At 61.9% G+C, this 22,573-nt stretch carries 18 protein-coding genes; 2 read left to right on the top strand and 16 right to left on the bottom strand.

Going from position 1 to position 22,573, the window contains the following annotated elements; genetic code table 11:
- The 11 genes from pgaB to AF70_RS09920 all read right to left on the bottom strand — a co-directional run bounded on the left by pgaB (position 1) and on the right by AF70_RS09920 (position 13,302).
- On the bottom strand, positions 1–1,998 hold the full coding sequence (pgaB, locus tag AF70_RS09970) for a poly-beta-1,6-N-acetyl-D-glucosamine N-deacetylase PgaB (RefSeq protein ID WP_028939535.1): 1,998 nt from the start codon (positions 1,996–1,998) through the stop codon (positions 1–3).
- A 12-nt stretch (positions 1,999–2,010) separates the two neighbouring features.
- Complete coding sequence (gene pgaA, locus AF70_RS09965; RefSeq protein WP_028939534.1) at positions 2,011–4,491, bottom strand: poly-beta-1,6 N-acetyl-D-glucosamine export porin PgaA; 2,481 nt, start codon at positions 4,489–4,491, stop codon at positions 2,011–2,013.
- Between the two features lie 250 nt (positions 4,492–4,741).
- On the bottom strand, positions 4,742–6,253 hold the full coding sequence (locus tag AF70_RS09960) for a YdgA family protein (RefSeq protein ID WP_028939533.1): 1,512 nt from the start codon (positions 6,251–6,253) through the stop codon (positions 4,742–4,744).
- A gap of 235 nt (positions 6,254–6,488) precedes the next feature.
- Entirely contained in the window at positions 6,489–7,124 is a 636-nt protein-coding gene (locus AF70_RS09955) for a hypothetical protein (RefSeq protein WP_019581681.1), read from the bottom strand.
- 81 nt (positions 7,125–7,205) lie between these two features.
- On the bottom strand, positions 7,206–8,654 hold the full coding sequence (locus AF70_RS09950; protein ID WP_028939532.1) for an efflux transporter outer membrane subunit: 1,449 nt from the start codon (positions 8,652–8,654) through the stop codon (positions 7,206–7,208).
- Positions 8,651–9,538 (bottom strand): HlyD family secretion protein, encoded by an 888-nt coding sequence (locus tag AF70_RS09945; RefSeq protein ID WP_019581679.1) that lies wholly within the window; start codon positions 9,536–9,538, stop codon positions 8,651–8,653. Before AF70_RS09945 ends, AF70_RS09950 begins: the two co-directional genes overlap by 4 nt.
- The gene (locus AF70_RS09940; protein WP_018929385.1) at positions 9,535–9,744 is read right to left on the bottom strand and encodes a DUF1656 domain-containing protein; all 210 of its coding nucleotides are present in this window, start codon (positions 9,742–9,744) and stop codon (positions 9,535–9,537) included. The genes AF70_RS09945 and AF70_RS09940 overlap by 4 nt, the downstream gene beginning before the upstream one ends.
- Positions 9,741–11,813, bottom strand: coding sequence for an FUSC family protein (locus tag AF70_RS09935; RefSeq protein ID WP_028939531.1), 2,073 nt, complete (start codon positions 11,811–11,813; stop codon positions 9,741–9,743). The genes AF70_RS09940 and AF70_RS09935 overlap by 4 nt, the downstream gene beginning before the upstream one ends.
- On the bottom strand, positions 11,810–12,238 hold the full coding sequence (locus tag AF70_RS09930) for a MarR family winged helix-turn-helix transcriptional regulator (RefSeq protein WP_019581677.1): 429 nt from the start codon (positions 12,236–12,238) through the stop codon (positions 11,810–11,812). Before AF70_RS09930 ends, AF70_RS09935 begins: the two co-directional genes overlap by 4 nt.
- Before the next feature lie 215 nt (positions 12,239–12,453).
- Positions 12,454–12,699 carry a DUF2789 domain-containing protein gene (locus tag AF70_RS09925; RefSeq protein ID WP_007940999.1) on the bottom strand — a complete coding sequence of 82 codons (246 nt, stop codon included), beginning with the start codon at positions 12,697–12,699 and terminating at the stop codon, positions 12,454–12,456.
- A 135-nt stretch (positions 12,700–12,834) separates the two neighbouring features.
- Positions 12,835–13,302: an aminoacyl-tRNA deacylase gene (locus AF70_RS09920; RefSeq protein ID WP_018929388.1), complete on the bottom strand. Its 468-nt coding sequence runs from the start codon at positions 13,300–13,302 to the stop codon at positions 12,835–12,837.
- 214 nt (positions 13,303–13,516) lie between these two features.
- Here AF70_RS09920 and AF70_RS09915 point away from each other — a divergent pair, with 214 nt between their 5' ends.
- The gene (locus AF70_RS09915) at positions 13,517–14,050 is read left to right on the top strand and encodes an NfeD family protein (RefSeq protein ID WP_019581675.1); all 534 of its coding nucleotides are present in this window, start codon (positions 13,517–13,519) and stop codon (positions 14,048–14,050) included.
- 2 nt (positions 14,051–14,052) lie between these two features.
- Positions 14,053–14,811 carry a slipin family protein gene (locus tag AF70_RS09910; protein ID WP_019651568.1) on the top strand — a complete coding sequence of 253 codons (759 nt, stop codon included), beginning with the start codon at positions 14,053–14,055 and terminating at the stop codon, positions 14,809–14,811.
- On the opposite strand, the gene AF70_RS09905 is transcribed toward AF70_RS09910, so the two are convergent.
- From AF70_RS09905 to AF70_RS09885, 5 genes are all read right to left on the bottom strand, one after another.
- Positions 14,800–15,765, bottom strand: coding sequence for an aspartyl beta-hydroxylase (locus AF70_RS09905; protein WP_028939530.1), 966 nt, complete (start codon positions 15,763–15,765; stop codon positions 14,800–14,802). The genes AF70_RS09910 and AF70_RS09905 overlap by 12 nt on opposite strands.
- Positions 15,753–16,538, bottom strand: a complete 786-nt coding sequence (locus tag AF70_RS09900; RefSeq protein WP_028939529.1) for an aspartyl/asparaginyl beta-hydroxylase domain-containing protein — start codon at positions 16,536–16,538, stop codon at positions 15,753–15,755. Before AF70_RS09900 ends, AF70_RS09905 begins: the two co-directional genes overlap by 13 nt.
- Positions 16,535–17,140, bottom strand: coding sequence for an adenylyl-sulfate kinase (gene cysC / locus AF70_RS09895; protein WP_028939528.1), 606 nt, complete (start codon positions 17,138–17,140; stop codon positions 16,535–16,537). The genes AF70_RS09900 and cysC overlap by 4 nt, the downstream gene beginning before the upstream one ends.
- Positions 17,124–18,641: a TolC family protein gene (locus AF70_RS09890; protein WP_028939527.1), complete on the bottom strand. Its 1,518-nt coding sequence runs from the start codon at positions 18,639–18,641 to the stop codon at positions 17,124–17,126. The genes cysC and AF70_RS09890 overlap by 17 nt, the downstream gene beginning before the upstream one ends.
- Before the next feature lie 41 nt (positions 18,642–18,682).
- A partial coding sequence (locus AF70_RS09885) for an S-layer family protein (RefSeq protein ID WP_256677872.1) occupies positions 18,683–22,573 on the bottom strand: 3,891 nt, incomplete at its 5' end.

The raw sequence follows: 22,573 nt of genomic DNA, 5'->3' as shown, positions 1-22,573 counted from the left end.
TTATGGATTCCACTTGTTGGAGAGCGCGGGCCGCACGGCTTTCAGGTCCGGCTGGTTCTCGAGGAAGTTGTCTGGGTAGTAGCCGAAACTGGTGGCGCCCTGACGCTTGAGGCGGCCCATCCAGTCAGCCAACTGCCCGCCGTCGATGTCGGCGTGTTTATTTTTCGTCCAGTCGCGGGCCTGCAATTCGAACACCGTGCGGTCGAGTGCGCCGGGGCGCGATTTGACCGTCGCCACCAGTGCTTCGAGCCACGGTCCGGATTGCTGGCGGCTCTGTTTTTCCATCAGCGGCATGGCCATCGGTGCCGTCCAGTCGTAGGCGCCCAGGAAGTCGTCGAGGTTCTGTGCAAACCAGGCTTCGCTCTCGGGGTTGAGCATCGGCTCGGCGAAAATATTGCGCGCCGTCTTCACTTGCGGGCCGCGAATGGCGCGAACCTTGGCGGTCAGCTCATGGGTGAAATCGATCAGGTAGCGGCTCTTGAACCGCGTCCAGCGTTGCAGGGTGGCCGGATCCTCGCGCAGGGCGGCAATCGAACCGGGCAGGCCGTTGGCGGCATAGACTTTCAGGGCTTCGGGGCCGGCGTCTTCGAAGTCCGACAGCACCGCGTCATCGTGATAGAGGATGCCGTCGACCGAGGTCAGGCGTGCCACGTCTTCGTAGATTTCACCGATGATGCGCCGCACGTTCGGGTCGAACGGCGACAAGCGCTTGTATTGGTCCGGATCGATCGACGTGGTGCCGGTTTTCGGGTCCCAGCGAGTGACTCGCGGCAACTTCGAATCCAGGGCAAAACTCAGCACCGGCATCCAGGCATAGACTTTGACGTGAGCCCGGGTGCGCAACTGCCAAGCCACGCGATCGAAGATATCGGCGCGCATCGGCAGGTGGCGGTTGGGGAAGTACAGCGAATGCACCAGGCCATCGCCCGCGGGATCCGCGAAGGCTTGCAGGAACACCGTGTTGGCACCCATGTCGGCCATGCGCTGGATCAGTTTGCCGAGGTTGATTTCCTGTTGGGCCGGGTCCGGGTCGTAGACGTTGTCCAGATCCACATGCACCACGCGCATCGGCGATTCGGCCTGCACCGCGACGACGCTGTTGGCGAAGTGTTCGCCATCCGGGTCCGAGGCCACCAGAAAGCGCGGGCCGCTCATCAGGTTGTCGAGGGCATCGAGGCCGTCGTCCAGAGTCAGGGCCATCTGATAACCCTGGTCGTTGATCACTTGCAGCGAGGTGCCATCCGCCACGCCGTACGGCCAGACCCAGACTCGCGGTTTGTAGCCAGTGACCTTGCGGATCTTCTCCGAGATGGCCGCTACGTCGGCGCGCATCCGGGCCTGGAATTGGGCTTCAGTTTCGTAGCGACCGGTGGCGGCGTCATAGCGCCGGGTCGCGGCTGCCGGTTGCAGGTTGCCTTGCGGGTTGGCCAACACGCCTTTGTGGCTGGCGTCGGTGTGGGCGGCGATTTCCACCAGGCCGGACCGGGAAATCTCGCGGATCTGCTCCCAGGTCAGGAAATCCGATCGCTTGCGCGGTGTACCGGCGAAATCCACTGGCTGGTTCTGCGGCGTGTCGATCCACACCCCGACCGGCGCCAGCAAGGCGTGCCAGTTATAGGCGCGCAGCACCGGCATTACGCGGGTGTAGAAGCTCGAATAACCATCATCGAAACTCAGCATGATCGCCCGTGGCGGCAGCTCGGGACCGCCGTTGCGAGCGGCCATGACCTGATCGACGGTGACCGGTGTGTAGTTGTTCTCCCGCAGCCACGCCAGTTGCTCGAGCAGGCGCTCGGTGCGCACGGCCACCACCGCCTGATCGGGGTCGCGGTCTTCGACATCGTGGTATGCGATCCCCAGCACATGGTTTTTCGGCCACGGCTTTTCATTGGCCGGCATCGGGCGTTCGGACGGCGGCGCGAAGGCTGGGGCTTGCTGGGCACAGGCGCTGATCAACAGCACTCCCAGCAGGAGGATGAAACGCGAAATAAAAGGCATCTTCAAACTCTTCTAGAAGCGGTAAGTAAGGTCGACGAGCAGGCGCAGATCGGTTTCCCGGTCACCGTCAAATGGCCGGTTGATCACGCTCAGCAGGCCGCCCACCTCGAACACGTCGTTCCAGCTGTAGCGCTGGCCATAACCCAGCAGGGCGATACCGCCGGTGCCGTGATCGCGCTGGCTGTAGGTGCCCGCACCGGCCTGGAACTGCTGGCTCCAGGAGGTTTCGTAGCGGTGGTAGAGCACGTGATTGACGTTCACCGTCGGCAGCACGCTGAAGTCGGATTTGGGGTTGAAGTACGGCACGTCGTCGGACTTGGAGTTATGGCTGCTGCCGACTTCCAGACCGAGGTCGACTTGCAACCCCGGCGCGCGATAAACGCCCTCGCGACCGGTGAGTACGGCTTCGACACGGTTGTTGCCGTCGCTGAAATGCGAGGGGCTGACCGCCAGTCTCCACTCACGGCTTTCATTGGCGCGCCAGCGGATAAAGCCGCTGCCGCCGTTGGCCGTGATGTCGCTGTTCAACGCTCGCAACGGCGTTTGTGCCGACAGATATTCGAGGCTGCCGCCGTACTGCCAGTGGTCGTCGATGTCTCGGGCAATCGCCAGGCGCGCGCCCTGTTTATCGCCAAAGCCGTAGGAATGGTTGGAGACTTCCGCTTCCAGGGACATGTCGCGAGTCCGACGTTCGAGCCCGACACGCTGGAAGCGATGGTGACCAGTACCTTCCTGGAAATCGCCAGTGGCGTAGCCGGCACCGGCGAACAGGCGCCAGTCTTCATCGATGGGCGGGCTGTACAGCGTGGTTTCGATGCCGAAATCGCGGCTGCCGTTGACCGCCCCGACATCGCCGTTGCCGCCGCCATAACTCTTGCCGCCGTAGGCCTGAACTCGCAGCTCGGCCATGTCATGGACCGCACGCTGACGCTGCAAACGCTGCACCTGACGGTTGTCCGGAAAACGTGCGACCACATCGTCGGTCAGCGCATCCATCTGCCGCCATTCCTGCAGATCCATAGCCGTGTGGCCCTGAGCGATTTCCAGCCCGATATCCCGCGGGGCCATGCTCTCGGTTTCCTTGAGCTGATTCTCGGCGCGTCGTGGCCAATCCCGGGCCAGGTACAGATCGGCCTGGGCCAGACGCAAGCCGACGTTGCCCGGTGCCTGATCGACCAACGTCTGCAAACGCTGCTCGCCCGACGGCAGATCGGCGCCGTAGGTGCCGGCCTGGGCGGCAAGCTGCTGCGCGTCCATCCATTCATCGTTGGGATTGCCCACCGGCAGGCCCTTGAGCTCGACCCGTGGCTTTTGGGTCTTGGCCAGGTCCTCGGCGACCTTGCGCGCGTCATCGGCCTTGTCGCTTTCGAGTAGGGCGTAATAGAGCGCGGTGCTGTCTTCCAGGCGATCGCCGACATCGGCATCCGGCGCCACCAGCACCTGGCGATACAAATCGGTGGCGATTTCCGGCTGACGCTGATCCAGATAGGACGACGCCACCCAACGCAGGGCATAGGTCGGAATCTTCACGCCTTCGGCGAGCAGCTTCTGGTATTCGGTGATCACATCGGCGGTGCGTGCACGGGCCTTGAGGGCGCCCATGCGGTCGATTCGCCAGCGGATGACGTCATCGTGGGCCGCAGGGTCCGGCGTCCAGGTCGCCAGCAACTGGTCGTAATCGGCCAGGGCCCGATCGGCGATCACATAACGTTCTTTTTCGCTGCGGGTGGCGAGTTCGGCCAGGCGCACGCGTTCGGCGGCCAGGTCACCTTCGAGACGGCGTTGCGTGACCGGATCAATCAACCCCGGCCGCTGACGCGCCAGGCGCAAGGCCGGCTCCGGCAAACGGGCGCGTTGCAGGGCAATCACGTATTCCCGAGCGACTTCGGGTTTGCTGCCGGCGCGGGTGAAGGCCTGGTCGTACTCAAACAACGCATCGTAAGTGGCACCGGCGCGGGTCAAGGCGTAGGCCAAAGCCAGACGGCGGCCAGGATCATCCGGTTTCGCCGCCACCAGAGCCCTGGCGCGGGCAACCGCCTCGTCAGGTTTACCGGCGTCGGCCTGGGTCATCGCCAGGCCCAGCTGCAGGTCGGCATTTTGCGGTTCAAGAGCCAGGGCCTTGTTGTACACCTGGGTCGCCGAGTCCCAACGCTTGAGGTTGCGATAGGCCCGCGCGGTGGCAGTCAGGGCCTGGACCGGCAACGCTCGATCACGTCCCTGGGTTTCATAGACCTGTACCACTTCGGCATCCAGACCGGCCCAACTGGCGATCTGCAAGTGATCGCTGATCTGGCCAGTGGAGGCCTGGCTTACCGGCACCTGGCGCAACACCGTCAGCGCAGGCGTGTAGTTGCCGGCCCGCGCATCGCGAACCATTTGATCGTAAGGGGTATCGGCGAGCGCCAGCACCGGCCACAACAATTGGCCGCACAGCGCAACGCGAAACAAGGGGCGCAGCCCACGATGAATAAAGGGACCAGCAATACGCGGCATTCGTCAGCATCCTTACATGGCCAGCCGGGTCGCAATGCCCCTTGCCCACTCGTAACGGAAAGCCGGATCGAAAGACCCGGCCAAGCTTTATCGAAGCAGTCTTGCATGCAAGCGTAGTCAATAATTCAAGACACAATATTTCTTCAGATTCGTGGCCGGCCTCCCCTCACCCCGTTTCGGAACCCCAGACAGCAAAACGCCCGGCGTCTGCGTGTTGCAGAGGCCGGGCGTTGCGCTGAAGCCTGCGGTTTTACTGGATGGTGACGTCGCCAGTGCCGCCGAGCTTACTCATCACAAAACCGACAAACTCTTCGAGGGTCATTTTCTGGCCGTTGAAGTCCACCTGATTGTTGGCGTAATGCAACTTGGTGACGACGTTGTTACCGTCCAGTTTTGCCAGTTGCGTACCGACCGCCATGCTGCTGAACATGTCGGCGGTTGCGCTCGCCTGATCGGCGATGAGCTTGGCATCGGTCTGACCGTCGATTTGCGACTGCACGGTGAGCAAATCAATGAGCATTGGCTTGGACACCAACACGTTGAACTCCAGCAACGCGATCAACTGCTTGACCAATTGGTCTGGCGGCAGGTCCATGGATTGCGGTTTGGTCAGGTCCAGCACCAGGTTGGCGCGGCTTTCGCCGTTGCTGGTGTTGAACGACAGGTTTTCCAAGGCCACCTGGGGACCTGCGGCCAGCAGTTTCTCCAGACCGGTCTTGACCTGTGCCTCTTCGGCCGGAGTCAGGTTCAGCTGTGGCGCCGGCAGACCGGCGGCAGTGGCTTCGGCGGCGGCCCGCTCGTACGGTTGCAGTTTGGTCTGGTAGATCTGCATCAGCGACATCGTCGACGGGATGTCGAGGTTTTTCAGGCTCATGGCCATCTGCGCAGACCCGATAACCTTGCCGTTCAAGGACACTTCACCGACCTTGTAATCGGCACGCCCCGAAGCGTTGGTGCCTGATTCCCCGGTCTGGTTCTTCATTTCAAAGTTCTTGAAACCGAGTACCGATTGCTTGGGGCCAAAGGTGGTTTTGCTGTTTGTCAGCTCGAGGGTGTTGTCACCGACGTAATAGCCGTAGGTGCTTTTGGTCAGGTTGCTGGCCAGGGTCAAGCCGTTGAGCTCGACCTGCACCGGCGTCTGGTCTTCAGCCACAGTGGTCAGCTTCAGGCTGTCCATGTACCCGTCGGCCTTGACCTTTTGCGCCTGGGCGCTGGCGGCCACGTCGAGTTTCAACCCGGAGAACGTCAGGTTGGACTTGTCATCCAGTGCCGCTTCCAGCGGCAGGAATTCGAGCGAGCCCTTGGTGGAGTTGTCGTAGCCGATGTTGACCACGCCTTTGACCGGAGATTTGTCCTTGGCAGCGGCGAACCACTTTTCGGTCAGCGGGGTTTTTTCCAGCTCGTAGTGACTGGTGGCCAGGACTGGCAACCACTTGAACGATACCAGGCGCGAGAACGGCAGCGGGCCGTGTTCGATGCGGTCGACGAACAGCATCTCCATCGGCGCTTCACCAAACATCTCGCCCTCGCCCTTGAGGCGGTAGTGCGCGGTGCTGCTGAACACATGACGCTCCAGCGACACCAGTTCCAGCGACGCCGTGCCGTTGGAACCCGCCAGCGCGGCATGCAGCTCTTTGTTGGCGTCGGCGATCGAGCTGTTCAGCACCCCATCGAGTTTGCTGCCGGTGTACCAGGCGCCGCCCGCGCTGATTGCACCGATGGCCACGACAATTCCTAGAAGCACGCCTGCTGATTTATTCATGAAGTACCCGATCAATGTCCATTGTTGAAAGTGTGGTCGTCTTCCCTGAACCCATAACGGGTCGCGGTCACGACTGCGCTGAAAGTGGCGAGGAGATTAGCATTTGCGCCGTGGGACGGCCCAATGATTAAAGGTGAAAGAGTGTCCATGGGCTGCGGCTGCCTGTGGACAACTGGCAGGGGAGAGTTTCGGCGATCGTTCAATCGCCTTCGCGAGCAGCCCTGCCAATACAACTTTACGAATACTGAACCTCGATCTCATCAAGCTGATGATCAAAACTTTTTAGCCGCGCGGTCCACGTATACACCAGCACTTCAAAATCCCGATTGATCACCGCCCCGCCAGTCACTTCCGCGCGTGGGTCACAGAAATCCAGTTGATAGCGTTCGCGGGCCATGGCGTTGGCGACATCGGACAGTTCTCGGGCATTGTTGAGCCAGTGCCAGCCCTCGTCGGCCACTTGCTTGTCCAGCGCCTGGCATTGCTTCTTCAAGGTTTCGAGGCTTTTTTCCAGCGGCGTGCCGGTAAGTTCGCCCATGACTTCCTGAAACGTGCGCCCCGGTTGCCAGTAACTGCCCCAGAAATACCGGTCGAACACCGTTTCTACCCGGCGCAAAGCCACCTTGGTGTCCCAGATCAGCACCAGGGTTTTGCCTTGTTCGAGTTGTCGTCTCTTGATGCGCTGGTTCTGGAGCGAAGCCCAGGCGACCACCACGATGGCCATCACGGCGATCAGTGCCGCCGCGCTGTCGAGGAAGATCAGCGCCTTGTCGATCTGGTGGGCCAGCATGACGCCATAGAAATAGGTGGCCGACAGCAAAACCAATGCCGCAATGGCGCACCAGAAGCCGGGAGCGTAAGGGTTTTTCATTATTAGATCCCCATGACCAACGCAAGCCTTGATCGACGGGTTCGCCGCGCGCCCCCATAAAATCAAAGCATAGCAACGGCCTCAGGGTTTGCCGGGTTGTGAGCCTTGCGTTCGTCCGCTTTCCCAGCCGCCGCCCAAGGCGAGGAACAAATCGATCTGGCTCATGGCGACCTGGGTGTTGGCCGAGGCCAGTTGCGCCCGTGCATCGGTGTAGGTGCGGGTGGCTTGCAAGTCCGCCAGGAACGACGCGCGACCGGCCTGGAAGAAGCGGTGGGTCTGGTCTGCCGCCAATTGCGCCGACTGTTCGGCGTCCGCCAATGCATCGCGACGCTGAAGTTGCGCGGAATATTGCGCCAGGCCGGTCTGAGTCTCGCGGATGGCGTTGAGCACCACGCCATCGAAATGCGCCAGCGCGCCTTGAGTTGCGAACTCGGCCTCACGGATTCGCGCGCGGGAGCCGTTGGACGGTACGGTCCAGGTCAGCAACGGACCGAAGCCCCAGCGATTGGTCGACGGTTTGCCAAGGTTTTCCAGGGTGCCGACCGTGCCCACGGTCGCGCCGATGCTGATGTCCGGGTACAACTCGCCGGTGGCAATGCCGATGCCGGCGGTGGCCGCCGCCAACTTGCGCTCGGCCTGGCGCACGTCTGGTCGGCGTTTGAGCAGAGTGGCGCCGTCACCCACCGGCAACAATTGGGTAACTTTCGGCAGCTCGGCACAGTCGCTGGTGCCCGCCGGCAGTTGCTCGACCGGTTTGGCCAGCAGCATCGACAAGCGGAACAACCCGGCCTGACGTGCGGCTTCATAACGCGGCAATTCGGCGCGCAAGGATTTGAATTGGGTTTGCGAACGGGTGACCTGGGTTTCATCGCCGCGTCCGGCATCGCGCAAGCGCTGGGTCAGGGAGGTGCTCTGGGCTTGCAGGTCGAGGGAATGCTGCGCGATCTCCCGCTCTTCGTTGGCCGCACAAACCTGGGTGTAAGCCCGCACCACATCGGCCACCAGGGTGATGCGCGCGGTGTCCGCTGCCGCCTGGGTCGCATCGGCATTGGCCTTGGCCGCTTCGATGCCGCGCTGCAAGGTGCCGAACAAGTCGAACTGATACGAGGTCGTGATGCCGATATCGCCGACGTTGGCCACGGGCACTTTTTCCGGTATCAAGAACGCTTCGCCGGACTCCTGCAAACGCTGGGCGCCGACCTTCACGCCGCCGCTCCAACCGCCCGCCGCCTGCGCTTCGTCGACCTGAGCGCGAGCCCGCGAAAGATTCGCCGCCGCCACCCGCAAATCGGTGTTGGAGGCCATGGCCTGCTGCACCAATAGGTCCAGACGCGGATCCTGATACAACCGCCACCAATCGGCGGGCACCGGTGCCGAGACGACATGTTTGCCGTTCACCGCCAGATCGCCCTGAAAGTCTTCACGGTGCACGGCGGCCTCGTCCGGCAAGTGATAATCCGGCCCCACTACCTGACAGGCCGACAGCAACAAGCCCAATCCGGCAACCGCCAAACCCGAGGCCCTGCTCATTTCGCCGGCCCCCCGGTTTGATCGTCGATGATCGACACGGTGGCCGTACGCCCGGCAATCATGCGGAAATCTTCCGGCACCTCATCGAAAGCGATTCGCACCGGAATCCGCTGGGCCAACCGCACCCAACTGAACGCCGGGTTGACGTTGGGCAACAGGTTGCTGCCGCTGCTGCGGTCACGGTCTTCGATGCCGGCGACGATGCTTTCGACATGCCCGCGCAGGCGCGCACGGTCGCCGATCACCCGAATGTCGACGCTCTGGCCGACATGAATGCCGTCCAGTTTGGTTTCTTCGAAATAGCCGTCGATGTGGAAGGAATTACTGTCGACCACCGACAACACCGGGCGCCCGGCGCTGACGAACTCCTGAGAGCGCGGCGCCCGGTCGTTGACGTAGCCATCCACCGGGCTGCGGATCACCGAGCGGTCGAGGTTGAGCTGGGCGCTGTCCACCGTCACTTGCGCTTCCATCAACGCCACTTCGGCGCGCGCCACCCGGGACTGGCTTTCTTCCAGTTGCTCGGCCGGGACCAGATTGCCCAAGCCACGGTTACGCTTGGCCTCGCGCTGGGCCTGGGCCAAGGTTTCCTGACGGTCGGCGACCGCCGCTTTGGCTTGGCGCAGGGCCAGCTTGAAGCGGTCCTGATCGATGCTGAACAGCACCTGGCCACGTTTCACCCACTGGTTGTCGCGCACCTCCACTTGCTGGATCAGCCCCGATACATCCGGGGCGATCTGCACGATGTCGGCACGGATGTGCCCGTCCCGGGTCCAGGGCGCGAACATGTAATACATGACCATGCGCCAGACCACGACAATCGCGAAGCTCACGATCAACAATGTCAGGACTACACGGCCGAGGGTCAAAAAAGGTTTTTTCATGTCATCAGGTATCGACTGAGTGAGTCCACGGCGCCGAGCAGCACAGCGTAGAGAGCCACGTTGAACAATGCCCGGTGCCAGACCAGACGGTAAAAGTGCAGGCGCGTCAGCACCCCGTGCACCAACAGGAACAACACATAGGTAATGCCCATCAGCACCAGCAGCGTGGGCAGGAACACCCCGCTGATATCCAGATCACCGATCATAAAGGCGCTCCATCGATGCCATGGGGAAGCGGTTCTTCGAGTTCGCCCGTGCCGACAAACTCGACGCCCGGCAACAGCGCCAGACGCAGGCCGCTCAAGGCGTGCAGCAGATGCAGACGGGTTTCGTCATCACCTTGGCCGCCGAGGGCGCGGCGGGTGCGATCGAGGGTCATCAGCAACGGACTCGGCGCCGGCAGGCGTTCGCCAGCCTTGAGGCAGGCCTTGAAGTACTCGCCGACTTCAGCCACCACCTGGCGCAGCAGCGCTTGCGGCGCACCGGGCACTCGCGGCGAATAGGCGAGCAGGTCCAGCAGATTCAGGGCCACGCGCACTTCGCGCAGGGCGATGCCGGTGTCCTGGCCGGTCATGGCCAGTCGCGGCAAATGCTGCATCAGGCGATCGAGCATCTGCACGCCCATGTGCCGGTGTTCGGCCAGCGTGGCCGGCTCGGTCAGGCCGACGATGTCGCGCCAGCTGAAACGGGTCAGACGCTTGGCCGCCAGTTCCGCACCGAATGGCCAGGCGATCAGGGTCCAGATGAACGCGAACAGTAACCCCATGGGCCCAGCCAGATTGGAGTTGGTGAAACTGAGAAAATCCGCGTCGTAGGCGCCCTGAATGCTGATGAAGGACGAGGTGTTGACGATGGTCAGCAACATCCCCAGATAAAAACGCGGCTGCACTGTCAGGGTGCCAACGCAAATGAACGGGATGGCGAACGCCAGCACCAGCATCGGGAAGTCATGCAGGTTCGGCAGGATCAGAAACAGATAAAGGCCGGCGAACAGCACCGACATCGCGGTCCAGAAAAAGAACCGGTAGATCTGCGGCGCCGGGTCGTCCATCGACGCAAAGAAACTGCACGCCACCGCCGCCAGGATCACCGCGCTGCCGCCGTCGGTCCAGCCGAGCAGAATCCACAGCACCGAGGCGACGATGATCGCGGTGACCGTAGAAGCCGCCGAATAGAGCATCAAGCCACGGTCGAGAAACGGTGACAGTCGCCCCAGCCGCCAGTGCCGATACACCGCGCGCCAGTTGTCCTGACTCTCGCACTGAATGGCGTGTTGCAGACTGCGACAGTCTTGCCACAGGTCGATCCACTCGCCGAGGCGATACAGCGCATTGGAAAACAGCAACTGCTTGCGATCGTCCAGCGCCTCGGCACTGGGTTGCAGCGCTTCGAGCCGGTTTTTCAGGGCCTGCCAGCGGCCGAGGTCAGCGTCTTTGTGGTCAAGCCATTCGCTGGTGGCGGTCAGCAGTGGCGCGAACTTATCCACAAGCTCCGGCGTGCGCCGCTCGAGGGCATAAAGCGCATCGTCGAGGGCGTCGATCACCGGCAACAGATGAATCATCCGACCGCGCAACTCCTTGGTGTTGCGCACCGTTTGCGCTCGCGCGCCCTCGTGGGGCAGCTGACCGATCATCAATTCCAGGCTGTTGAAGTTCGCCACCATCGATGAACGCAAGGCGCTGACTTCCTCCGGCTGCACATTGCGGCTAAGGAAACGCAGGCTGTAGGTCGAGGCATCGGCAAACCATTTGTTCACCGAGTCGTTGAACACCGGCGCCAGCCGCCGTGGCCAGAACATGGCGCCGACGACCGCCGCGCAGGCGATGCCGAGAAAAATCTCTTCGGTCCGCGCCTCGGCCACGTCCCACACCGCCAAAGGGTTAGCCACCACCGGCAAGGCGATCAGCGGCAAGGTGTAACCGGCGAGCATCAAGGCGTAGTTGTTGGCGGTGCGCAGGTGCAAGGACAGGAACAGCAAAATCCCGGTCCACAGCGCGATGACCACCACCAGCACATAAGGGCTCTGAACGAACATCGGCACAAAAAACACCGCCGCCGCCGCACCGAGCAAGGTACCCGCCGCGCGATACAACGCCTTGGAGCTGGTAGGGCCGAGGAACGGGCTGGAAACGATGTACACCGTGGCCATCGCCCAATACGGACGAGGCATTTGCATGAGCATGGCGATGTACAGCGCAATCATCGAGGCCGCGAACGTGCGCACACCGTAGAACCAGTCCCGCGCCGGGGGCACGCCGGTGAAAAAACCGCTCAAGGCTGAACCACCGGCAGATGATTGGCCGCTTCGAAGGCTTTGAGTACCCGTAGCGCCGCTTCCAGATCACTCTGGTCAATGCCTTCGAGCACCTCCTGGCGCAAACGCACCAACTCGGCTTCGACCGCCTGCACCAACTCGCGACCGGTCGCGGTCAGGCTCAGGCATTTGGCGCGCCGGTCATGAGCGTCTTCGGTACGGCAGACGTAACCGGCATGACACAGCTGATCCAGCAACCGCACCAGCGACGGACTCTCCATCCCGGCCGCCTGCGCGACCGTCACCTGCCGCACACCCTCGCCCAAGCGCCCGATCATCAATAGCGGGGCGGCGCAGGCTTCGGAGATCCCATAGTTGACCAGCGTGGTCTGGCAGATCTTCCGCCAATGCCTGGCGGCCACCACCATGGAGCTGCTGATGTTCATCTGGAGAGCGGCGAGGTTCTTTGGCACGAGGGAATGCACACACTGTTAGTTTGCTAACTATCAATATGGCATTCGAGGGGAAAGTTGGTCAAGTTTTGAAACAAATTGGCGAGCAACGGCCAGACGCGGAAAAAGCTAACAAACTCAGTTTCTGCCCAGTTTTTTTTACCACTCACCAGTTTTTTTTACATTTCGCCATTTCTCTCCAGATTTTTTTACACCCCCCGCCCCTTCCTCAGCATTACATCCAACTGATCCACCACCTCCGCCCAATCCGCGTCATCCAGAATTTCCTCACGCAGTAACTCTGCCTGGCTCTCGCTCCAGAAGAACGCGTCCGCGAGGTGCAGTTCGGGTTTTAGCGGTGAATGGGTGGCGATGAATTTATCGATGCTTTCGGCGTCGTCAGGCAGGCCGAGTTGTTTGAACAGGGCCGGGAGGCTGTGGGTGGGGGATTCCATGTCGGGCTCCTTTGTGATCGCGTATTGGATGGGTGACTGTGGCGCGGCCATTCGCGGGCAAGCCTCGCTCCTACAGGGACGCGCGGTCGAATGTAGGAGCGAGGCTTGCCCGCGATGACGGCAGTTATGTCGACACTAGGCCGACAGACTCAACTCGCAGACCTCGGCATGCGGCACCATTTTCAGATATTCAGGCACGCTCATGTGTACCAGGTTGTTGTGGTTGCCGGCTTCGAGGTAGATGTCTTGCTGCCGGGTCAGCAATGGGTCGATGACCATGTCCAGGCCATAGGATTCGCCCAATGCAGGCACGGCGCCGCGTTCGCAATCGTCGAACAGGTGCGGCAGGTTGCTTTCCCGGGTGACTTGCCATTCGCTGCTGCCACGGACTTTGCTCAGGTCCAGGTGACGGCTGGCGGGCAGCACGGCCATCAAGTAATGCCCGTGGCGATCGTCGAGGATCACCGATTTGGCCACCCGTTCAGCAGGAATGCCTGCGAGCCGCGCCGTTTCAAGGCTGCTGGCCGAGTGCGGATGGGAAACGATGTCATATTCGCAGTGCGCCTTGTCCAGGCTGGTCTGCACGGTTTTTGCCATACGCATGATGCACCTCGGTGTCCGCGACAACGAATGGCGGACGATGGTTAGAATTTTTTCTCTCCATTAAAAGTCTAGGCCCGCGGGTGGAATTCGGCGGGAAATCCGCCCGTCGGATGCGGTCAACAACTGGTCAAAATTCATACAGCCACAGGCTCAACTAGACTTGTACACAGAGCCACGAACGGCTCGCGGACGGATGACTCTCCCGGAGGGTCAAGTGAACATTCGTTGCTGTGTAATTGCGCTGCTGCTGGCCCTGAGCGGACCGGTTTTCGCAGCGGACACCGTTGTAGTGCTGGTTCCTGACCCGATCGGGATCTGGCTGATCACCTTCGGCATTGTGTTTATGATCGCCGAGGCGGCCTTGCCCAATTTCGGCGTGGTCGGATTGGGCGGCATTGTGATGTTTGTGATCGGCGCGGTGATTCTGACCAATGCCGAAGTGCCTGTTCCCTTGATCATCGGCCTGGGGCTGATCAGTGGGCTTCTGTTGATTTTCCTGCTGATCCGCGCCTTGAAAACCCGACCGCGCCGCAACTTCAGTGGCGACGCCGAATTGCTGGGCAGCGTGACGCCGATAACGTCGTTGCAGGCTGGCAATGCTTATGTCGGCTGGGTGCACCTGCAAGGCGAACAATGGCAAGTCATGAGTGCCACACCACTGAAACCGGGACAACAGGTCCGGGTGGTGGCACGCAAGGGTCTACTGCTGCAAGTGGCCGCGACTGACGCGGCACCGGGTGGAGAATAGTCATGGGTCTGCAATTGGGTTTTGCCGCGCTGCTGTTATTGCTGATTGCACTGGCGGGGTCGACTTTCCGCATTCTGCGCGAATACGAACGCGGCGTGGTGTTCCAGCTCGGACGCTTCTGGCAGGTCAAGGGCCCGGGTCTGATCCTGCTGATTCCGGCGGTTCAACAAATGGTTCGTGTCGATCTGCGGACCGTGGTGCTCGACATACCGCCACAAGACGTGATCACCCGTGACAACGTCTCGGTCAAGGTCAATGCAGTGCTGTATTTCCGCGTGCTCGACCCGCAACGGGCGATCATTCAGGTCGAGGACTTTCTCATGGCCACCAGCCAACTGGCCCAGACCACGTTGCGGGCGGTGCTCGGTAAACATGAACTCGATGAATTGCTGGCCGAACGGGAACGGCTGAACGTCGACATCCAGCAAGTGCTCGATGCCCAGACCGACGCCTGGGGCATCAAGGTGGCCACTGTCGAGATCAAGCACGTGGACCTCAATGAATCGATGATCCGCGCCATCGCCAAACAGGCCGAAGCCGAACGGGAACGCCGGGCCAAGGTGATCCACGCCGAAGGCGAATTGCAGGCCTCGGAAAAACTCATGCAGGCTGCCGAAATGCTCGGGCGTCAGCCGGGGGCCATGCAGTTGCGCTACATGCAGACGCTGAGTTCGATTGCCGGTGACAAGAGTTCGACCATCGTCTTCCCGCTGCCGATCGAATTGCTCAAGGGGATGGCGGATTTGTCGTCAAAATCCTGAGGAAATAATCTGTGGGCTGCGAGCTTTTTCCAACGCCTCATACGGTTCCCGCACCCAACGTTCCACATGCTCACGAAGCAACGCCGAGGCTTCGCGATGCTTGTCATCGCTGTCGCCGACAAACACCTGCGACGGCTGCTTGGCATGTTGCCCCACCGCTGCAAACACTTGCCGGCGCTGCTCGATGTCCAACGCAAAGAACGCCGCCAACCGCCCCGCCATCGCCTGCGGCAGTTCGCTGTAATTCACCGCCCAGCCGCCAAATGCCTGGCATTGCGCCAACCCCGTTGCCAGCAACCGCCCCAACCGCCGAGCGATGTAATCCTCACGGCCGCTGAACGGGAATTCGTCATCCAGCACACTGGCGCCAATCATCCCCGGCACCATGTGCACGCCCGGGCGACGCAGATGCGAGACAGCAATCTCCAGCGGATCGCGATAAAGAAACAGCCACGGTGTTTCAGGGAAGCACTCGCGCAGCAACGCCAGTTCACCGATGTTCCAGGCGTCGAGCTTGATCACCAGCCGTTGCTCCACGCCGCGCCGACATTGTCCGTAGGCCGACAGTAACCCTTTGATCGCCGCACGGCGCTCGACAGCAGGCAAATCGCTGCGTAGCAACGCGTCCAGTGGCGGAGGTTCGCTGATGACGATGTGGTTGTCGAGTTGCGCCAGCATCTGGCTGACCAGGGTCGAGCCACAGCGGGAGGCGTGAAAAATAAAGGCGCTCGGCGTCAGGCCGGGGCTGCAAGCCTGCCAGTCCGCAAGGGTCGACAATGCCGTTTTTCGGCGAAATGCCTGATTGAACGGCAGTCGCAGCGCATCCTCCACGGCGTCACGAAAAAACGGCTGATGCAGCCGCGTGTCACCGAACCAGCACCAATCGACTTGCCATTGCCCAGCCTCTTGCCACACGCGAATCGGCAACCAGCCTTCGAGGTTCAGGCGCTCCATTGTTCAGTCCACTGGCGGCGACCATCGCGCATCGCCGCACGTAATTCTTCGCGGGTGAACACAAGGCCATGCTCGGCGGCCAGCTCCAGAGTGCGGGCGACAAAGGCTTCATTGTCCCGCAATCCCTGCAAGGTCTTGCACAGCTGCGGATCGCTGGCCAGCAGTGCCTTGAATTGCTCTATAGCTTGATCACCCATTAGCGGCGACGGCGTGGTTGCCCCCCCATCGATAATCGCCTGCTCCAGCCAGGCACCGGGCCGGCAATCGAGCACCAGATGAATCCGCGTCTGGGTATCGCGATTGTCCACGCGATGAGGTCGCGCCAGGTCGAGGTACCAGCACTCGCCAGCGGCCATCGGCATGCGTTGGCCGTCCAGCATGAAGTCCACTTGAGGGGGGCTGAGCAGCGGGATGTGCAGACGCAAGTCCGCATCCGGCTCGCCCAGGTCATAGTCACGATGCTCATGGATACGCCCGCCCGGGCCAAGTCGCAACAGGCGCGCACAGACAATCTCCAGCGGCAGATCCCGCAGCCCTCGCTGCCATCGACCATCCCGTCGCCAGGGTTCGCGCAATCGAGGCTCACCGATCCCGGGTGCCAGCTCGGTCAAGGCATCGGCCGCGGAAATCAGCGCCACACCGCTCCAGTCGCCGGTGTAGTAAGCGCTGTTGAAATGACCGTGCCAGTCGTCCTCACCGATCGCCGCCAGCGCCTGCAACAGCAACGGCAAATCCACCGTCACCGGCAATCGGGAGAATGCCGGTCGGCTCATCGTTTTGGCAGCACCGCACATTCGCCGAGCCAGGTCAGCAAACGGTCAAGACAGGCCTCGACCGATTGCGCGCCCGTATCGAGCACCAGCGACGCACACGGCGGTGGTTCGTAAGGCGCGGAGACACCAGTGAACCCAGCCAACTCACCCCGTCGAGCCCTGGCGTAATGACCTTTGGGATCACGCTGCTCACACACCGCCAAAGAGGCGCTACACCAGACTTCGCGGTAATCCTCGCCCAGCCGTCGGGCAAACAGTTCACGCAACTCCACCAAGGGCGCGATCATCGCGAGAATGACAATCTGCCCATTCTCGACCAACAGCGCCGCCAGTTCGCTGGCGCGGCGGATGTTTTCCAGGCGATCACTGTCGGTGAACCCCAGATCGCGATTGAGCCCGACCCGCAGTCCATCGCCATCGAGCACCACACTCTGTATGCCATGTTCGAACAGCTCGGCGTGCAGTGCCTGGGCCAATGTCGACTTGCCCGCCGCCGGTAAACCGGTCAGCAGAATCGCCGTGCCGCGATGGCCGTTGCGGGCCTCCCGTTGGGCACGGCTGATGCTCGCCGTCGGCGCCAGCAGGTTAGTGGACCGGGGCATGGGCCACCGGCGGTACTGAGATGTTGCCCGCCGCCCACGCCTCTTCGCGATTGGCCAGTGCGGTAGCGATGGACTGGACTTCGGTAGATTGCACTTCGTCCGGCAGCGGATCGAGACCGGCGCTGGCGAAGATTTGCCCGTAAGCGTTGCGCAGGTCAGCGTAGGACAGGTCGCGACGCAGATCGGCCTGCAACGTGTTCAGTTCGCCCTGGATCAGATCCAGTTCGCCCAGCCCGGCCGCCTGATAGCGGTTGCGCAGCTGGCCGATGATTTGCCCGTCGATGTTCGACAACTGCTGATTGGTCTGGAACTGCCGCAGTGCTTCGCGGTAGTTGGCGTTGGCCACGTAGAGCTGGGCCAACACTGCGATGGACATCGCCTGACGACGTGCCGTGGCGACTTCTTCGCCGGCCTTGGCGACGTCGATCGCGGCGGGTGCGGAAATCACATTGAACAGGTTCCAGGTGACTTTCACCCCGTAATCCGCCCAGCTCTGTTCCACCAAAAACGAGTTGCTGTCGTAATGCCCGCCAGCGGAGAACTCCAGCCCTGGTAACAGGCGCAGCATGGCTTTGCGGGTTTCGGCGGCGCTGATGCGGGTCTGGTAATCCTGCTCGCGCAACTCTGGCCGACTGGTCAGGGCTTCCTGCTCCAGGCTGGCGAGGTCGACCTTGAGCTCCGGAATGACGTAATCGTCCTGAGTCGCCAGCGTCAGCTCGGTATTCAGTGGCAGGTTGATCAGGGTCGCCAACTCGGTTTTTGCCAGCGACAGCGCGCGGCGTTGCTCTTCCAGTTGCCGGGTGGCTTCGATCAGCGAGCGCTGATAAGCCAACGACTGGATCGGATCGCCGATACGCTGTTGGCTCATGCTCTGGCTATTCTCACGGGCGGTATCGACCCGGGCCATCAGGCTGTCGATTTGCTTGAGCAAACGCTCGGCGGCCACGGCTCGCCAATAGGCCGAGCGCACGTCCTGGACGATGGTGTTGATCACCTTGCGCCGACGTTCCTGCACGATCAGCCGCTGATCGCCCTGCTGCTTGGCGCTGATGTAGCTGACACCGAAGTCGAGCACGTTCCAGACCATGGTCAGGTCCGCCACGTCACGGTCGCGGTCCTGGGAGGTCGACGGCTCCAGAGACTGGGTGCCGGTGCGCACGCTCTGGCTGCTGGAGGCGTTGACGTTGTTGCGCCCCACGTAACCGGCATCCAGCGCCATGCGCGGCAGCATGTCGAAACTGGCGAGGTCGAGTTGGCGCTTGGCCAGGGCTTCTTCCATGATCTTGAGCCGGCCTTCGAGGTTGTATTTCACCGCGCGGGCCATGGCCTGGTGCAGGGTCAGCGGGCCGCTGAGGGGCTCCTGACCCTTGTACATGTTTTGCAGATCGCTTTTGGCGCGCTGTTGGCTGACGCTGCGTTCGATCGGTTGACTGGTGACTGCACATCCGCTGATCGCCAGCGCCAGCAGGCTGGCGCCGAACAACTTATGACTTCTTTTCATCCTTGTATTGCCCCCGGTGCCGCACTGCTTTAATGATTTTTTCAGGCCTGCATTTCACTGATACCGACCTGTTGCAAAGCCGCGGCCAAGCTGTCGACCTGCCGTTGCTCGGTGTCTTTGAGCTGTTGTAATTGCTGGCCAAGACTCGGTGCGCCAAACACGCCGCGCAGCCCTTGGGAAGCATCCCCCGCTTTGATTGACTGATTACCAAAGGTGTTCAGCGAATCCCCCTCGCTACTGGTGGCCTGATTGAACAGGCTCGACAGCGTGCTGCTGCCGAAGACCCCGCCATCGCCCCCGCCAAAGCCGAGGAAGCCGTGGCCTGAGCCATCGCCACCGTTGTCGCTGCTGGTGAATACCTGGGCAATAAAACTCGGCGTCAGCGCCCCGTGGTTTATGAAAATGTCACCCAGAGGCCGAATGCCATTGCCCATCACCCGTTGTTCAAACAACGGGGCAAAGGTCAGTGGCGAGCCGAGATCGCCAGTGGGTGGGGTGAAGATGATCGGTTGCAATGGCACGTTCGGTGGATCGGCCACGACCACCGGTGTCAACACCAAGGGCGGCGGCGTCGGTACGGTGTCGATCGTGTAGTTGTTGGACACCGCGACGCTGGCGCCCAGGTTGCCCGCCAGGTCCGTCACATTGCTGGTGTCCAGCGCAATGAAGTTGCTCGGGTCGGTAATGTTCGCGGTGGGCGTGAAAGTGCCGGTCCAGGTCTTGCCGCCGTCGCTGCTGGCCAGATTGGTCAGTTCACCGTTGGTCACGCTCAGGTCCGACAAGTCGAAGTTGCTGACCGCTTCGCTGAACGTGAAGGTCACCAGTGTCGTCTGGCCAATTCCCAACACCGGATTGGCAACCACGATGGTGGCGGTCGGGCGGGTCGCATCAAGCGCATAGTTGTTGGAGATGGCGATGCTGGCGCCGGCATTGCCCGCGGCGTCGAGCACATTGCCGGTGTCGAGCAGGATCAGGTTGGTCGTGTCGTTGATACTCGCGGTCGGCGTGAATGTCGCGGTCCAGGTCACACCACCGTCGCTGCTGGCCAGGTTGGACAACACGCCGTTGGCCACGCTGAGGTCGGACAGGTCGAAACCGGATACCGCTTCACTGAAGGTAACGGTCACCGTGGTCGTCTCGCCGATACCCAGTTTATTGTCCGCGACCACAATGGTCGCGGTCGGGCGCACGGTGTCGATGGCGTAGTTGTTGGAGTCGGTCACGCCGACGCCGCTGTTGCCCGACACGTTGGTCACACCGCTGTTGTCCAGGCGGATCAGGTTAGTGGTGTCCGTGACGCTGGTGGCAGGCGTGAAAGTCGCCGTCCAGGTCACGCCGCCATCGCTGGAAGAAACGCTGCTGAGGGTGCCGTTGGCAATCGTCAGGTCAGCATTGGTGAAACCGCTCACCGCTTCGCTGAAGGTAATGGTCACCAGCGATGTTTCACCGGCCTTGAGGGCACTGTCGGCAACGACGATGGTGGCGGTCGGCACCTGGGTTTCCACCACATAGTTGGCCGAGTTGGTGGTGCCTGCTCCAGTGTTGCCGGCCACGTCCGACACACTGCTGTTGTTCAGGGTAATGACGTTGCTGGCGTCGGTAACCCCGGCAGTCGGGGTGAAGGTCGCGGTCCAGGTGATGCCGCCGTCGCTGCTGCTGACCGCGCTCAAGGTACCGTTGGCGACGCTCAAGTCACTGTTGTCGAAACCCGTCACCGCTTCGCTGAAGGTGATGGTCACCAGGGCGGTTTCCCCCGGTTTCAGGGTCGAATCACTCAACACGATGGTCGCCGTCGGACGCTGGCTGTCGATGGCGTAGTTGTTGGAATCAGTGGTGCCGCTGCCGGCGTTGCCCGCCAGGTCGCTGATCCCGGTGTTGTCCAGGGTGATCAGGTTGGTGGTGTCGGTGATGCCCGCCGAAGGCGTGAAGGTCGCCGTCCAGGTGATGCCGCCATCGCTGCTGCTCACCGCACTCAGCGTACCGTTGGCGATGGTCAGGTCGGCGTTGGTGAACCCGCTCACTGCTTCGCTGAAGGTGATGGTCACCAGCGAGGTTTCGCCGATTTGCAGCGCTGTGTCCGCAACCACGATGGTGGCCGTCGGGCGCACGGTGTCGATGGCATAGTTGTTGGAATCGGTGGTGCCGCTGCCCACGTTACCGGAGGCGGCCGCCTGCACGCCGGTGTTGTCCAGGGTGATCAGGTTAGTCGCGTCGGTGATGCTGGTGGTCGGGGTGAACGTTGCCGTCCAGGTGATGCCGCCATCGCTGCTGCTCACCGCCGTGAGCGTACCGTTGGCGATGGTCAGGTCGGCATTGCTGAAACCACTCACCGCTTCGCTGAAGGTAATGGTCACCAGCGACGTTTCACCGATTTTCAGCGCGTTGTCGGCGACCACGATGGTGGCCGTCGGCAGCACCGTATCGATGGTGTAGTTGCCTGAGTTGGTGGTGCCGCTGCCGGTGTTGCCGGCCACATCGGTCACACCGGTATTGTTCAGGGTGATGACGTTGCTCGTGTCATTCACGCCGGCGGTTGGGGTGAAGGTCGCGGTCCAGGTGATGCCGCCATCGCTGCTGCTCACCGCCGTGAGCGTACCGTTGGCGATGCTCAAGTCACTGTTGTCGAAACCCGTGACCGCCTCGGAGAAGGTGATCGTCACCAACGACGTTTCTCCGGCACTCAGGGTGGCGTCCGCCAGGACGATGGTGGCCGTCGGGCGTTGGCTGTCGACGGCGTAGTTGTTGGAGTCGGTGGTGCCGCTGCCGGTGTTGCCGGCCCCATCGGTCACCCCGGTGTTGTCCAGGGTAATCAGATTGGTCGCATCGGTGATGCTCGCCGCCGGTGTCAGGGTGGCGGTGTAGGTGATGTTATCGCTGGTGCTCAGACTGCTCAGGGTACCGTTGCTCACCGTCAGGTCGGCGAGGCTGAAGCCGGTCACCGCCTCGGAGAAGGTGATGGTCACTACCGAAGTCTGACCCACCGCCAGCGCCGAGTCCGCGACCACGATGGTGGCCGTCGGACGCACGGTATCGATGGCGTAGTTGTTGGAATTGGTGGTGCCGCTACCGGCGTTGCCCGAGGCGTTGGTCACACCGCTGTTATCCAGGGTGATGACGTTGCTGGTGTCGGTGATGGCGCTGGTCGGGGTGAACGTGGCCGTCCAGGTGATGCCGCCGTCGCTGCTGCTCACCGCGCTCAGTGTACCGTTGGCGATGGTCAGGTCGGCGTTGGTGAAACCGCTCACCGCTTCGCTGAAGGTGATCGTCACCAGTGAGGTTTCACCGATTTTCAGCGCATTGTCGGCCACCACGATGGTCGCCGTCGGCAGCACCGTATCGATGGTGTAGTTGCCGGAGTTGGTGGTGCCGCTGCCGGTGTTGCCCGCCAGATCGCTGACCCCGGTATTGTTCAGGGTGATGACGTTGCTCGAATCATTCACGCCGACGGTCGGGGTGAAGGTCGCGGTCCAGGTGATACCGCCGTCGCTGCTGCTCACCGCCGTGAGCGTACCGTTGGCGATGCTCAGGTCCGCGTTGGTGAAGCCGCTGACCGCTTCGCTGAAGGTAATGGTCACCAGCGAGGTTTCACCGGCACTCAGGGTAGTGTCGGCCAGCACTATCGTGGCGGTCGGGCGCACCGTGTCGATGGCGTAGTTATTGGAATCGGTGGTGCCACTGCCGGCGTTGCCCGCCAAATCGCTGATCCCGGTGTTGTCCAGGGTGATCAGGTTGGTGGTGTCGTTGATGCTGGCGCTCGGGGTGAAGGTCGCCGTCCAGGTGATGCCGCCGTCGCTGCTGCTCACCGCCGTGAGCGTACCGTTGGCGATGGTCAGGTCGGCGTTGGTGAAACCGCTCACCGCCTCGGAGAAGGTGATGGTCACCAGCGAGGTTTCGCCGATTTTCAACGCCGTGTCCGCGACCACGATCGTGGC

The organism is Pseudomonas sp. KD5, assembly GCF_012932895.1.
Taxonomy (GTDB): Bacteria; Pseudomonadota; Gammaproteobacteria; order Pseudomonadales; family Pseudomonadaceae; genus Aquipseudomonas.
The sequence above is the reverse complement of the archived record's forward strand: the minus strand, read 5'-3'. Positions and strand labels throughout refer to the sequence as shown.

Coding starts and splice junctions, on each gene's coding strand:
- AF70_RS09900 (WP_028939529.1), bottom strand. CDS start 16,538: ATGAGCCGACCGGCATTCTCCCGATTGCCGGTGACGGTGGATTTGCCG.
- AF70_RS09905 (WP_028939530.1), bottom strand. CDS start 15,765: ATGGAGCGCCTGAACCTCGAAGGCTGGTTGCCGATTCGCGTGTGGCAA.
- pgaA (WP_028939534.1), bottom strand. CDS start 4,491: ATGCCGCGTATTGCTGGTCCCTTTATTCATCGTGGGCTGCGCCCCTTG.
- AF70_RS09960 (WP_028939533.1), bottom strand. CDS start 6,253: ATGAATAAATCAGCAGGCGTGCTTCTAGGAATTGTCGTGGCCATCGGT.
- AF70_RS09940 (WP_018929385.1), bottom strand. CDS start 9,744: ATGATCGGTGATCTGGATATCAGCGGGGTGTTCCTGCCCACGCTGCTG.
- AF70_RS09925 (WP_007940999.1), bottom strand. CDS start 12,699: ATGGAATCCCCCACCCACAGCCTCCCGGCCCTGTTCAAACAACTCGGC.
- pgaB (WP_028939535.1), bottom strand. CDS start 1,998: ATGCCTTTTATTTCGCGTTTCATCCTCCTGCTGGGAGTGCTGTTGATC.
- AF70_RS09950 (WP_028939532.1), bottom strand. CDS start 8,654: ATGAGCAGGGCCTCGGGTTTGGCGGTTGCCGGATTGGGCTTGTTGCTG.
- AF70_RS09890 (WP_028939527.1), bottom strand. CDS start 18,641: ATGAAAAGAAGTCATAAGTTGTTCGGCGCCAGCCTGCTGGCGCTGGCG.
- cysC (WP_028939528.1), bottom strand. CDS start 17,140: ATGCCCCGGTCCACTAACCTGCTGGCGCCGACGGCGAGCATCAGCCGT.
- AF70_RS09945 (WP_019581679.1), bottom strand. CDS start 9,538: ATGAAAAAACCTTTTTTGACCCTCGGCCGTGTAGTCCTGACATTGTTG.
- AF70_RS09910 (WP_019651568.1), top strand. CDS start 14,053: ATGGGTCTGCAATTGGGTTTTGCCGCGCTGCTGTTATTGCTGATTGCA.
- AF70_RS09955 (WP_019581681.1), bottom strand. CDS start 7,124: ATGAAAAACCCTTACGCTCCCGGCTTCTGGTGCGCCATTGCGGCATTG.
- AF70_RS09930 (WP_019581677.1), bottom strand. CDS start 12,238: ATGAACATCAGCAGCTCCATGGTGGTGGCCGCCAGGCATTGGCGGAAG.
- AF70_RS09920 (WP_018929388.1), bottom strand. CDS start 13,302: ATGCGTATGGCAAAAACCGTGCAGACCAGCCTGGACAAGGCGCACTGC.